General features: G+C 63.8%; 14 protein-coding genes and 1 pseudogene. 8 read left to right on the top strand and 7 right to left on the bottom strand.

The annotated features are described in order from the left end of the window. Window positions 1–57 precede the first annotated feature (57 nt). Window positions 58–1,035, top strand: coding sequence for an EamA family transporter RarD (gene rarD, locus NCS03_RS19965; protein ID WP_250503171.1), 978 nt, complete (start codon window positions 58–60; stop codon window positions 1,033–1,035). 205 nt (window positions 1,036–1,240) lie between these two features. Here the strand turns inward: rarD and NCS03_RS19960 are convergent, their stop codons facing one another. Continuing rightward, window positions 1,241–1,948, bottom strand: coding sequence for a hypothetical protein (locus NCS03_RS19960; protein WP_250529646.1), 708 nt, complete (start codon window positions 1,946–1,948; stop codon window positions 1,241–1,243). Between the two features lie 151 nt (window positions 1,949–2,099). Between NCS03_RS19960 and NCS03_RS19955 the strand changes: the two genes are divergently transcribed. Continuing rightward, on the top strand, window positions 2,100–2,417 hold the full coding sequence (locus NCS03_RS19955; protein ID WP_250529645.1) for a hypothetical protein: 318 nt from the start codon (window positions 2,100–2,102) through the stop codon (window positions 2,415–2,417). 111 nt (window positions 2,418–2,528) lie between these two features. Beyond that, on the top strand, window positions 2,529–2,879 hold the full coding sequence (locus NCS03_RS19950; RefSeq protein ID WP_008354301.1) for a hypothetical protein: 351 nt from the start codon (window positions 2,529–2,531) through the stop codon (window positions 2,877–2,879). A 91-nt stretch (window positions 2,880–2,970) separates the two neighbouring features. On the opposite strand, the gene NCS03_RS19945 is transcribed toward NCS03_RS19950, so the two are convergent. From NCS03_RS19945 to NCS03_RS19935, 3 genes are all read right to left on the bottom strand, one after another. Then, the gene (locus NCS03_RS19945; RefSeq protein WP_008354302.1) at window positions 2,971–3,546 is read right to left on the bottom strand and encodes a transglycosylase SLT domain-containing protein; all 576 of its coding nucleotides are present in this window, start codon (window positions 3,544–3,546) and stop codon (window positions 2,971–2,973) included. Between the two features lie 105 nt (window positions 3,547–3,651). Continuing rightward, window positions 3,652–5,061, bottom strand: a complete 1,410-nt coding sequence (locus NCS03_RS19940; RefSeq protein WP_033535971.1) for a DHA2 family efflux MFS transporter permease subunit — start codon at window positions 5,059–5,061, stop codon at window positions 3,652–3,654. Window positions 5,062–5,178: 117 nt separating this feature from the next. Next, window positions 5,179–5,727, bottom strand: coding sequence for a phosphonate degradation HD-domain oxygenase (locus tag NCS03_RS19935; protein WP_250529644.1), 549 nt, complete (start codon window positions 5,725–5,727; stop codon window positions 5,179–5,181). A 104-nt stretch (window positions 5,728–5,831) separates the two neighbouring features. On the opposite strand from NCS03_RS19935, the gene NCS03_RS19930 reads away from it, so the two are divergent. Together NCS03_RS19930 and NCS03_RS19925 are read left to right on the top strand one after the other, a co-directional pair. After that, window positions 5,832–6,152: a hypothetical protein gene (locus NCS03_RS19930; protein ID WP_250529643.1), complete on the top strand. Its 321-nt coding sequence runs from the start codon at window positions 5,832–5,834 to the stop codon at window positions 6,150–6,152. Between the two features lie 88 nt (window positions 6,153–6,240). Further along, window positions 6,241–6,834, top strand: coding sequence for a J domain-containing protein (locus NCS03_RS19925; protein ID WP_250503168.1), 594 nt, complete (start codon window positions 6,241–6,243; stop codon window positions 6,832–6,834). A gap of 6 nt (window positions 6,835–6,840) precedes the next feature. Here NCS03_RS19925 and NCS03_RS19920 read toward each other — a convergent pair whose 3' ends face one another. From NCS03_RS19920 to NCS03_RS19910, 3 genes and pseudogenes are all read right to left on the bottom strand, one after another. Beyond that, window positions 6,841–7,089 carry a hypothetical protein gene (locus NCS03_RS19920; RefSeq protein WP_008354307.1) on the bottom strand — a complete coding sequence of 83 codons (249 nt, stop codon included), beginning with the start codon at window positions 7,087–7,089 and terminating at the stop codon, window positions 6,841–6,843. A 341-nt stretch (window positions 7,090–7,430) separates the two neighbouring features. Further along, window positions 7,431–7,817 (bottom strand): annotated as a pseudogene (locus NCS03_RS19915) (VOC family protein). Then, the gene (locus tag NCS03_RS19910) at window positions 7,814–8,137 is read right to left on the bottom strand and encodes a hypothetical protein (RefSeq protein WP_175982322.1); all 324 of its coding nucleotides are present in this window, start codon (window positions 8,135–8,137) and stop codon (window positions 7,814–7,816) included. Before NCS03_RS19910 ends, NCS03_RS19915 begins: the two are co-directional and overlap by 4 nt. Window positions 8,138–8,382: 245 nt before the next feature. Here NCS03_RS19910 and NCS03_RS19905 point away from each other — a divergent pair, with 245 nt between their 5' ends. The 3 genes from NCS03_RS19905 to NCS03_RS19895 all read left to right on the top strand — a co-directional run bounded on the left by NCS03_RS19905 (window position 8,383) and on the right by NCS03_RS19895 (window position 12,402). Beyond that, window positions 8,383–10,578 carry a SulP family inorganic anion transporter gene (locus NCS03_RS19905; RefSeq protein WP_250529676.1) on the top strand — a complete coding sequence of 732 codons (2,196 nt, stop codon included), beginning with the start codon at window positions 8,383–8,385 and terminating at the stop codon, window positions 10,576–10,578. A 53-nt stretch (window positions 10,579–10,631) separates the two neighbouring features. Further along, on the top strand, window positions 10,632–11,159 hold the full coding sequence (locus tag NCS03_RS19900) for a DUF3280 domain-containing protein (protein ID WP_250481956.1): 528 nt from the start codon (window positions 10,632–10,634) through the stop codon (window positions 11,157–11,159). Between the two features lie 172 nt (window positions 11,160–11,331). Continuing rightward, complete coding sequence (locus NCS03_RS19895; protein WP_033535973.1) at window positions 11,332–12,402, top strand: beta-propeller fold lactonase family protein; 1,071 nt, start codon at window positions 11,332–11,334, stop codon at window positions 12,400–12,402. Window positions 12,403–12,542: the final 140 nt, after the last annotated feature.

Here is a 12,542-nt window from a genome sequence, read left to right as displayed (position 1 = left end):
TGCGCAGTTCACGTTGTGTCCGGCTTGCATTCACCTTCAACGCGCAGCGACTTCCCGATGAATCAGCATGACCTCGCGCGCGGCATCGCGCTGTCCGTCGCGGCTTCCGCGCTCTTCGCGCTCATGTCGGGCTACACGAAATGGCTCGCGCCGCTCGACGGCCTCGACATCTTTGCGTGGCGTATCGTGTGGACATTGCCGGGCGCGCTCGCGCTGGTCGCGGTGAGAAAGCGCTGGCCGCAATTATGCGCGCTCGTCGCGAGGCTCGCCAAAACGCCGCGACTGCTGCTGATGTTCGCGATCACGGCCGCGCTGCTCGGCCTGCAGTTGTGGATCTTTCTCTGGGCGCCGCTGCACGGGCGCGCGCTCGAAGTATCGCTCGGCTATTTCCTGCTTCCCCTCGCGATGGTGCTGCTCGGACGCTTTCACTACGGCGAGCGGCTCGATGGATTCCAGTGGGCAGGCGTCGCGGCGGCGGCCGTCGGCGTTGCGCATGAGCTCATCGCCACGCATGCGTTCGCATGGCCGACGCTCGTCGTGATGCTCGGTTATCCGCCGTACTTCATGTTGCGTCGACGGCTCAACGCGGACCCGCTCGTGTCGTTCGCGGTGGAGATCATGCTGATGTCGCCCGTCGCCGCGCTCATGCTGTTCGCGCGCGGCGCGTTCACGGAGGTCGCGGGCGCGCCGCATCTGTGGCTCGTGCTGCTTCCCGGACTCGGCGCATTGAGCACGATCGCGCTCGCGTCGTATCTGCGCGCGAGCCGTCATCTGCCGCTCGCGCTATTCGGCATTCTTGGCTATGTGGAACCGGTGCTGCTCGTCGGCGTGGCGGTGCTGCTGCTCGGCGAGCCGTTTTCAGCGCACCAGCTCGGGACTTATGTGCCGATCTGGATCGCTGTCGTGCTGACGGGCGTGCATAGCGCGCGTCTTCTGATGCGCTCGCGCAAAAAGGCATCGCCGATGCCGATGAGCGAGCATCATGCGAGCGTCGAGCATGAAACCGTCGCGGATGAAATCGAGCGCGTGGATTGATCAGCGCGCCCCGTGCGTTTCGATGGGGGCGTCGTGCGGATCGCGCATGAGGTCGAGCCCGAACACGACGCCATCGAAACGCGTGCCGCGCTGATCCGAGAACATAGGCAAGTAAAAAGGCGAGCCCGAAGGCTCGCCTGAATCGAACGCACCGGTTTGTTGATATGCAATGCCCGATGCGCAATGCGAGGGACGCTCGCCTCCCTTACTTCTTCGCCGCGTCGACCTTCGCATCGGCGGCCGACTTGTTCGCGTCGTTTTGTGCTTCGACTTTTTCCTTGTCGGCCTTCGCTTGTGCCACGTTGGCATCCTTCGCTGCGTCCTGCTTTTTCTTGTCGGCCTTGCTTTGTGCAGCGTGCTTTTTCTTGTCGGCTTTCGCCTGTGCCTTGGCGGCATCACCGCGAGCGTCGGAAGCCTGTTCCGGCGTGGTCGCCTGCGCTACCTTCGCGGCTTCCTTGTTGGCGTCGGCTTGCGCCGATGCCTTGTCCTCGTTCGCCGATGCCTGCGCCTTGGCGGCGTCGCGCTGTGCTTCGGCCTTCTTCTTGTCGGCGCTCGCCTGCGCCTCGGCCTTTTCGTTGTTCGCCTTCAGTTGCGCTTTGCCGGCGTCGGTGGCGGCGGTTTGCGCGAATACGGTGGAGACCAGCATGGCGGATGCGAGAGCAGCGACGATCTTCTTCATGGTTTGAAACTCCCTTGATCTTTTATTCGAGGACGCGTGGCGCGCAGTGCGCCGCGCTGACGATGAAAACGCCGCGTGCTTCGATCCAGTTGACGTTCTTCTGGTGACAAACAGTAACCAGTGGCGAGCAAATGAAACGGCATGCGGTAAAAGCGGCGGGATTGCTTGGGCGCGAGCATTTGCGTTACCGAACCGGCGGAAAAAGCTGTTACGTCGTAGCGAATTCGCTTCCATTTGTAACTGTGGTTTTAACGATTTGGAATCCGAACGAATCAGCCTATTTGTAATCATTGAAATGCGCGGTTACCAAGTAATGCAGTTATTTCTTAGCTGTCTGCTTAAGATGACTTCCACGAACCCGGCTAAACGGGAAATGGAGAAGCTCATGAAACGCACAGCACTTGTCTTGTTGATGATCGGTAGTCTGACGATGGCGGGCCAAGCCTCGGCGCACGGACACGGCGGTGGCCGCGGCCACGGCGGCGATGGCGGTGCGATCGTCGGCGCGCTGATCGGCGGAGCGGTGCTCGGTGCGCTGGTCACATCGGTCGCCAATGCTCAACCGGCTTACGCGCAACCCGTCTATCAGCAACCCGCATATGCGGAGCCCGCATACGCACAGCCTGTTTATGCGCAGCCGACGCAGCCGCCTGGCTGCTGCTACGACAACTATCGCAATGCGTACGTGCCGTGCGGCTACTGATCCTCTGATCGTCTGACGCGATGAGACTCGCGGCACGTCCCTTGCGCTAATGCGGACACGGTCGTTGCACGACATACGCGACGACCGATACGCAAACTCGGGAGACTTGCAATGAACGCGACTACGAAGAAGTTGGTGATTTCCGCGCTGGTACTCGGCTTGTCGGGCGGCGTCTATGCGCAAGCGGGCGGCGGCGGTTCGATGGGCGCAGGCGGCAACGGTTCGGCCGGCGCAGGTTCAGCTGCGGGTGGCAAGGGCGGCGGCGTCGGTATGGGCGGAACGGGAATGGGCGGCTCGGCGGATGGCACGACCGGCACCGGCGCGAAGAGCGGCATGGGCAACGACGCGACCAACGGCATGAGCCAGGATCAGGGCACGGTGCAACGCAGTGCGCCGAACAACGGCAACATGAATTCGGGCGGCACGAAGTCCGACGGCAGTGGCACCAAAAAGGCCTATTGAAGCGAGGCCGGCGCGCAGTCGGGTGCGATCGCCGCGACGTCATCGGGACGTGTTGCGGCATCCGCCCGGCGGCGGCGCGCGAGATTGAAGCTTATTGAGCGCTCGCCGACGCCGCATCGACGGATGCGGCCGGTTCGAACGCCTTTGCGCGCACGCTGACCTTCTCGGCGTAGGCGCGCGAACCGCCGTAGCTTTTCAGCGCGGCATCGACATCGCCCTGAGCGGACTTCACATAGCCGTGCAGGATGGCAGAGCCCGTCTCGATGTTGTCTTCCGGATCCGTCAGATCGACGTTGCGCACCAGTTTCTTGTGCGCCGACGGCACCACTTGCATGAGGCCCGTTGCATTGTTCGGCCCTCGGGCGGTTTCCTTGAAGCGCGATTCGATCGAGATGATGGCGAGCAAAAGCGCCGGAGGCAGCGAATATTTCGACGCGGACGACATGACCGCCGTAGCGATGGTTTCCGCCTTTTGGCGCGCCACGCCGAATTTGCGCGTGAGCATTTCCGAAATCTTGTGACTTGCCTGCTCGGCCTTCGGGTCTTGCGCGACGGCGGACTGCGCGACCGGATTGCTGGCGGCGAGCGGATTGTCCTGTGCGTGGGCGGCAGGCGCGCCGTTCAGCGAGAGGGCAAGGGCGGCAAAGATGACAAGTACACGACGCATCGGATGGACAGATCAAAGCGGAATCGCATTATAGCCACATAAAAAAGCCTTGTGGATCATGTACTTGTCTTAAATCTGATGTTTTGTTTCGCGGATCGGAAGGAATTACGTGCGTTCGGCACGCTTGGAAGCCGGCGCCGATATGCCTTCGCCCGCATCGTCCGAGAGACGCGCGAACATCGGGAGCGAGGCCAGGACGACCAGCGCCGTCACGATGAAACCGCACGCCAGTTGCCAGCGCTCGGTATGCGCGCTGCCGGAAACGAGCATCGTCGCCTGAATCGTGCCGGCGGCGACCGTCACGCCGACCGCCTTCATCAACTGTTGCGCGGTGCCCTGGAACGAGGTCGCGGCGGCGAGGCGCGGCTTGGGCACATCGGCGAAGGCGAGCGCGCCCATCGTCGCGAAACTCAGCGACCGGCCGAGTCCGCCGAGCAGCAGGAGCAGGAAGATCGCGGCGGCGGGCCAGGCCTGCGACATCGTCGAGCAGACGAGCAGCACGGCCGCGAACACGACGCTGCCCGCGCATAAAACCGTCCGCACGGAGAAGCGCCGCAGCGCGAGCGCCGTCATCGGGCGCATGCAGAACGAGCCGAGCGCGCTCGCGAACGTGACGAGGCCGCTCGCCGTCGCGCTGTAGCCGAAGCCCGTCTGTAGCGTCAGCGGCACGAGAAAGGGCAGCGCGCCCGCGCCGGCGCGAAACAGGCTGCCCGCGACCGTCGCGGCGTGGAACGTGGGGATCGAAAGCAACGAAAAGTCGATGGCCGGATTCGGCGCGCGCCGGCAATGCAGCACGGTCGCGCGAAAGAGCAGCAGGCCGACGGCGACGCAAATCCACGGCACGCCGGCCGGCAGCACGCCGCGCCCCGCGCTCTCGATGCCGATCATGAACAGACTCAGCGACGCGCCCGACATCAGCATGCCGCGCAGATCGGGCGGCGTGCGTTCTTCGGGCGGCGAAGGCGGCAACAACTTCCAGGTGAGAAAGAGACCGGCGACGCCGACCGGCACGTTGACCCAGAAGATGCTGCGCCACGAGAGCGCGTCGGTGAGAAAGCCGCCGAGCGGCGGGCCGAGCAACGGACCGACGAGCGCGGGCATCGTGAGCCATGTCGTCGCTTGCAGCAGTTCCTCGCGTTTGACGCCGCGAAACAGGATCAGACGGCCGACAGGCACCATCATCGCGCCGCCGAGGCCTTGCACAACGCGCGCGGCGAGCAGTTGCGGCAGGTTCATCGCCGCGGCGCACGCAACGGACGCGAGCGTGAACGTCGCGATCGCCCACATGAACACGCGGCGCGCGCCGAAACGGTCGGCGACCCAGCCGCTCGCGGGAATGAAGACGGTCAGCGCAACGAGATAGGCGGTGATCGCGCTGGACAGATGAACGGCGTCGACGTTCAGATCGCGGGCCATCGCCGGGATGGCGGTCGCGACGATCGTGCCGTCCATGTTTTGCATGAAGAGCGCCGAAGCGACGACGGCGGCGGTGATGCGGAAGTTGCCGCCTTTCACGATGCGGCGCTCGTATGCGCGCTGAAGGCTTGTTGCAAGGCGCTTTCGAATGGGAATGGACGCATGGCGCACAGTCTAGCGCGATACGCGAACGTGCGTGCTTCGATGCAGCGACGCCTAACTCAGCGCGACGCTCGCCACGATTTCCATGAAATGCGGCAGCGCGGGCGTGACGCGCCGCGCGTCCTTCGCTTCATCGTCCCATCGGCGCAGCGCGATGGCATCGCGCGCGTAGGGCTTCGCGAGAAAGGCCTGCGCGGTTTCATCGTCGAATATGCCGCCTTGCAATTGGAGGCTGCGCACCGAATCCGCCGACAGCCGCGCGTGATACGACGCATCGATCGCACAAAGGCAGCGTTTTGCATCGACGTGCAGGCGAATCGGTTCGAGCACGGCGTCGGAAAACAGCGGACGCAGAAACGGCAGCGCGAAGTACTGATGCAGATCGTCGATGCCGCGTTCGCTCGGTGTCTCGCCTTGCAGATTCAGCAGGTGCCCGAGATCGTGCAGCAAGGCCGCGACGATCAGCTCGCGGCTCGCGCCCGCCTGCTCGGCGAGCGTCGCGCTTTGCAACGCGTGCTGCAATTGCGTGACCGGCTCGCCGCTATAGGCGATTGAACCGTGTTCATCGAAGAGATGACGGATGTCGTCGAGTGAAAGCGCCATCGTAAGGAAAGGGTCGGGCGGGTATGCTTGGAGCGAAATGACGCGCGATTCTCGCAAGGCTTTATGACGCGATGATGGCGCACGCAAAGCGTGCGTTGAACCTCATGCCTTTCTCTTTCCGCCGACGCCCCGAACTCGCAGGCCTCGATCGCGCTTCACGACGCGATGTGCGCCGCATCGCGTGGCATTTCGCGCAGCGTCATTGGACGCTGCATGCGCCGGCGTTCGTGTGGATCGTGTTCGTGCTGCTGCATACGCGTTATCACCTCGTACCGGAGCGGCGCGACTATCTGCTCATCACGCTTCTTATTTTCGTGGCGGGCGTGGTGAACATACGGCTGCATATCGCGCGCTATCTGAAGCCCGCGCGCGCCATCTTCGATTCGTTAGGCGCCGTGGCCGCACGCGCGATCACGGGTCGCTAGCCGTTCGTGTTGCAATGCCGCATCGCGCGAAAAGACCCTGTTTTTCGCGTGTTAGGATGCTCGACGACCCGCATCCACCGAACGCAAAATGGCAACGTTGTACGAAACGCTCGGCGTGGACGAGCACGCCACCGAAGAAGAAATCAAACGCGCGTATCGCAAGGCCGCGATGCGTTGCCACCCGGATCGCAACGTGGGCAACGAAGACGTCGCCCGCGCGAAGTTCCTCGAGATCAAGGAAGCCTACGCGATTCTCTCCGACCCCGCGCAACGCGAGGTCTACGACCGCATCTACACGGAAGAGATGCGCCGCTGGGAAGAGCGCGTGCGGCAGGAAGAAGCCGAACGCGAAGCGCGCGAAACGAAGGAGCGTGAAGCCCGCGAGGCGCTCTATGCGCAGCGCGTATCGCTCGCGATGCGCTTTGCATCGAAAGGCCATAATCGTGACGTCGTGTTCGGCGTGCTGCTCGGCGCGCAATGCGACGAGTCGACCGCGCGTCAGATCGCGGACAGCGCGATCGCGCTGCACGAATCGCGTCAGGCCAGGGAAGAATCGAAAGAGAAAGAGCGCGAAGAAGAACCGGTCGCGGCGAAGAAAGAAGAGAAGGAACCGGCGGCTACCGACGCGTCGAATCCGCTCGGCGCGATGTGGTTCCAGTTCCTCAACAACCTGCGTTTCTGAACCGCCTCAGGCCGCGAGTCTTTCGCCGCGCATGTTGCTTTGCTTCGGTGCGGGCGGATACACGCACCAGTGCCCGTCATCGTGGCGGAAGAAGAACAGCGCTCGCGACACCGCGCCGTGCAACGCCTCGACGCATACATAGCGCCGCCTGTCGGCACGCGTGCGGCTGAACTGCCTCACATGCACCGGCATGCTGCCCGGCGCGAGCCATTTTTCTACCTGATAACGAAGGGACTGCTCGTTCGCGCATTTCATTTCAGTCTCCAGCACGCGGCTTTCATGTTAGGGATAACGGCCGAACACGCCGATGATTGAAGCCCTATCAGTGAAACCCCTGCCGCGACGCATCACATTCTTGACAAAGCACTTGAACTCTACGCTTCAAATCCTGAGCCGTGCCCGTTTTGGCGAAATAGCAACAGCGAGCTTGAACGCGTCTTTCGCCGTGCTCGTTGATGAAAGATGCGTAGCGCTGTTGAACTCATCGTCATGCAACGCGATGCGAGGGTATGTGCGCGATCGGTCATATGAAATGGCCGATTCGTACGTTACCCGTCACTGGTTTCAAAGCGAACGTCGTGCCTGAGTCGTGCGAATCAGAGCGGGCGCGCGAATCTGAGTTCGTGGCCGTCCGGATCGGTGAGATGGAAATAGCGCTCGTTCCAGGGCGCATCGCGTGGCGCGAATTGCGGCTCGAGGCCGTGTGCCACTGCTTTCCGATATAACGCGTCCACATCGGACACATGGATGATGACGCGGCCTCAGAAACGAATCGGGTCGTGCGTCTCGCTGGTCAGATTGAGAAACGAACTGCCGAGCGCGAACGAAGTAAAGGCCTCGTTTGCGCCGCCGTGGACGATGCGAAAACCGAGCGCTTCATAGAAGCGCACGGCGCGCGGCATGTCGTTCGTCGCGAGCGTGATCGCGCTCAGGCTTTCGACGCGTGCCTCGTCGCTTGATTCTTCCATGCTGTCGTTCGTCATCCCGGATGATGCTGATGCGACACGAGCGGCAGCACCGAAAGATCCGGATGCGTGCCATCGACGATGCTCTTGCCGATATGCCGCGCATCGTCCACGGCGTCCTGCGCGCGCGTGTAGGCGTCGTCGCCGTCGGCATGGAAGTGCACCGCTTCGCCCGGCGTGTTCGCGTTCGCGCCGGGCCTGCACACATATCCGACATACACGTAGCGCTCCATCGTGCTCGGCGGCGCATGTTCGGGCGTGGGCTTCAGTTGCGGCTGCACGTGGATCTCGAAACCTTCGTAGTCGAAAACGTGCCATTGAGCGGGATCGTCAGGCATGACCGCCTCCTTGGTGTAGCGTTCGCTCGCGATTCAACGTTACTCCTGTTGGCGCGATGAAGCCACCGCGAAGCGCATTCGCGTCAGAAGAAATGCGTATGTGTGGCGCGGGAAATTGACAGCGTCTTCGCGCGCGGCGGATACTTTCCGGCGCACTTGCTTGAAGCGGATACGTCTGCCGTTGTCCCGATCCGGGAGGCGCGGTGAAGCCAGCCACGACACATCGTACTGTCCTTGCCCGCGCGATGCCGCGCATGACCGCGCTCGTCGGCGACATCACCGCGGGCACCGTGTCCACGCTGATGATGCTGTGCTACGCGATGAGCCTCGGCACGCTCATCTTCAGCGCCGATCTCGCGCGCTATGCCGAACTCGGCGTGCCCACCGCGCTCGTGAGCTGCATCGTGACCGCGTTCGTCATCGCGGTGACGAGCTCGATGCGTATGAACATAGGCGGGCCGGACAGCAACGCGACGGCGTTTCTCGTCGGCGTCGCGGCGGGCGTCGCGAGCAGCGTGCGCGCGAACGGCGGCACGCCCACGGTCATCCTGCTGACGGTGCTCGTCGCCATCGCGCTGTGCTCGCTCGTGACGGGCCTCATTCTCTTCGCGATCGGTTCATCGAAACGCAGTCGTTCGCTGCAATTCCTTCCCTATCCGGTGATGGGCGGGTTTCTCGCGGGCACCGGCTATCTTCTGATCGCGGGCGCGTTTCGCGTGCTGACCGGCGTCACGCTCGACTGGCACACGTTGCCTAAGCTCGCGCAACTGCACTGGCTTGCATGGGCGCCCGCGCTTTTCGTCGGCGCACTCGCGACGATTCTCGCGCGCACCTGGCGTCACGCGGCCGCATTGCCGATCACGCTCGCTATCGGCATCGCGCTCTTCTACGTGCTGTTGCGCGTCGCCGGCATCTCGCCCGACGATGCGCGCGACATGGGCCTCCTGCTTCAGCATGTGCCGGCGCATGCGCTGCACATTCCCGAGTTGCATCTGCCGTCGTCGCTCGCGCGCGGCGAGATCGACTGGCACGCGATCGTCGCGCACTTGCCCGAGACGCTCATCGTCACGTCGGTGTCGGCGATCACGATCATCATGAATTCGACGGCGATAGGCGCGGCCACCGGCCAGGACATCGACCTCAATCGCGAGATGCGCGCGGCCGGTCTCGCGAATATCGCGAGCGGTCTTTTCGGCGGCATGGTCGGCTATCAGTCGTATAACCGCTCGATGCTCAACGCGCGCGCCGGCGCGACGAGCCGCGCGGCGGGCGTGTTCGCCGCGCTCGCGTGCCTCTTCCTGCTGATCGCATCGCCCGATCTCGTGTCGCTCTTTCCGGTGCCCGTGCTCGTCGGCATGCAGATCTACATGGGCTTGCGTCTGATGATGGACTGGCTCGTCGGCGCATATCGCAAGCTGACGTGGCACGAGTATCTGCTCGTGCCGCTGATCCTCGCGGTGATCGCGTTCTATGGCGTGATCGCGGGCGTCGTCGCGGGCGTGGTCGCGGCGTGCGTGACCTTCGCGCTGCTCTATGGTCGAGCGGGATGCGTTCGCATGGAGTTCGACGGCCGCACGCGCACATCGAATGTCGAGCGCAGCATCGAGGAAACGCGCTTGCTGATCGATCGCGGCGATCAGATCTGCGGCGTCTGCCTGCAAGGGTTCCTTTTCTTCGGCTCGGCGAATTCGATGTTGCAGCGCATCCGCGAGCGCATTCGCTCGCATGGTCCGCGTCCGGTGCGCTATGTCGTGCTCGATTTCGCGTGGACCAACGGCATGGACGCGTCCGTGTCGCTCGCATTCGTGAAGCTGCGTCAGGCGTGCGCGGCGATCGGCGCGGATCTCGTGCTGACCGCTCTGCCGCGCAACTCGCGCGCGCTGCTAGGGCGCACGGGCGCGCTTTCGCTCGGCATCCACGAGTTCGACACGCTCGACGCCGGCCTCGAATGGATCGAAGCGCAGCAGCTCGCCACGACGACGCGCACGCTCGAACCGCGCGCGCCGGCCGGGGATTTCCGCGCGATGCTCGCGCCGCATTTCAGCGAGCGCGCACTGCAGGGACTGGCCGCGTTCCTAGACGTATGCGATATCGGCGCGGGCGAGGCGCTCTTTCGTCGAGGCGATGCGGGCGATGCGCTTTACATCGTCGAAGAAGGGCGCGTGACCGTGTCGCTGCCGCTCGCCGATGGCCGTTCGGTGCGGCTGCGCTCGTTCGGTCCGGGCACGATCATCGGCGAGATGGCCGTGTACACGCATGCGCCACGCAGCGCGGATGTCGTCGCCGACGAACCGGCGCGCCTGCGCCGTCTCACGCTCGCGGCGCTGCGCGAGATCGAGCGGGACGATCCATTGACCGCGCAGGAGTGGCATCGCTTCGTCGTGAAGATGATGGCGTCGCGGCTCGCCATCGCCGATGAAGCGTTGCGCGCGGCGTCGTGATGACAGGCATGCGATCTGCTTTTGCCGGGAAGCACAACGCCGGGGCCTTCAACATGACACACACTGTCCGCGCGATGCTCGCGCTTGCGCTCGCCATCGTCATGACGAGCGCGCTTGCCCAGAGCGCGCCGCAATCGATCGCGATGCTCGACTGCACCCTCATCGACGATAACGCCGCCTACAACGACGCCGAAATCGACCGCATTCAGAGCGCGCGCCTCGCGATGGTGAGCGGCGCGTTTCGCGACGACTTGCGCGAGCGCGCGCTCTTTCGCGTCGCCGACAATGCGAAGGCCAGCGATCTCATCGCGACGCTGAAAAGCACGCAGGACATGAACGCGTGCAACGGCTGCGAACTGCGTGTGGCGAAGGAACTCGGTACATCGCGCGTCGGCGTGTGCTGGGTGCAGAAGATCAGCAATCTCATCCTCAACATGAACCTGCGCGTCGAAGACGCGAACAGCGGCGCGATGCTCTTTCAACGCTCCGTCGACATACGCGGCAACACCGACCTGTCGTGGAAGCGCGGCGCGAAGGCGCTCGTCGATCTCCTTGCAAGCGATCCATCCGCGACGCGCTAGATTGGCGCCACGCGAAAAGTCCAGCGGAATTCGGGAATTTCTCCCGGCCGATGCCGTTGCCTCGGCCGCGCCGATTGGGCTAAGTTGAGGCTGCCGGCACGCGCGCCGTGCCGTGTCGCGCGCGTGCGCTCACGAACTCGAACAATCGGTATCGAAACCGCTGGAGACGACCATGCAAGTCAGATTCAAGGCGGCGCGCATTGCCTGCGCGTCGGCGATCGCGACATCGCTTGCGTTTGCATTGGCGGCGAACGTCGCCCATGCCGCCGCGCCGACCGCCTACGTGACGACCGAAAACGCCGGCGTCGGCGTGATCGATCTCGACACGCTCGCGCTCGCGACGACCTGGGATGTCGGCAAGGACGGCCCGCGCGGGCTGTCGCTCAACAAGGAAGGCACGCGTCTTTACGTGGCGAACAAGGCGACGAGCGATCTCTCGGAGATCGATACGTCGACGGGCAAGGTCACGCGGCGCGCGAAGATCGGCAAGAATCCCGAGTTCGTGCGCGTGTTCGGCGGCTATGCGTATGTGACGTACGAGCCGGGTGAAAGCGGCGGCCCGCCGAAACCGGGCCAGCCGGAGAAGGACGACGACGACGCGAATTCGCCGCCCGCCGAGATCGCCATCGTCGATCTGAAGACCATGAAGATCACGCATACGGTCAAGAGCGGGCACGAGACCGAAGGCGTCGAGTTCTCGCCGGACGGCAAGCTGATCCTCGTGACGAACGAGGGCGACGATACGGTGTCGGTGTATCGCGTCGGGACGGGCAAGCCGGTCCGCACGGTGAACCTCGACAAGGGTTCGCGTCCGCGCGGCATCAAGGTGTCGCCGGATGGCAAGCAGTATGTCGTCACGCTGGAGAACGCGAACAAGTTCGTCGTGCTCGATGGCAAAAGCCTGAAGACCGTGAAGACCGTCGATACGAAGACGGGCCCGTATGGCGTTTCGTTCGATCCTTCCGGCAAGCGCTTGCTGATCGCGGCATCGCGTGACAAGACCTTGCAAGTGTTCGACGGCTCGACCTACGAGCATAGGAAGGATGTGCCTGTCGGTCAGCGTTGCTGGCACTTCAGCTTCACGCCCGACGGCTCGAAGCTGCTGCTGGCCTGCGGACGTTCGAACGCGGTGTACGTGCTCGACGGATCGGACTACAAGGAAGTCAAGCAGATCGGCGATCTGCCGCTGGCGTGGGGCATCGTCACTTATCCGCCGAGCGCGGGGTCGATCGTCGGGCGTTGAGCGGCAAGGAGGCGTTGCCGAGTGTGAAATGGCCGCATTGCGCGGCCACTTCCATTCGTGCGCCGTGGCATTGCGCATATTGCAACGTCGATCACGACGAATGCGCGCGAGGGACAGGACGCATCCGCGCAGCGAGGAAG

Origin of the sequence: Caballeronia sp. ATUFL_F1_KS4A (assembly GCF_023630905.1) — a bacterium.
Lineage (GTDB): Bacteria > Pseudomonadota > Gammaproteobacteria > Burkholderiales > Burkholderiaceae > Caballeronia > Caballeronia zhejiangensis.
The sequence above is the reverse complement of the archived record's forward strand: the minus strand, read 5'-3'. Positions and strand labels throughout refer to the sequence as shown.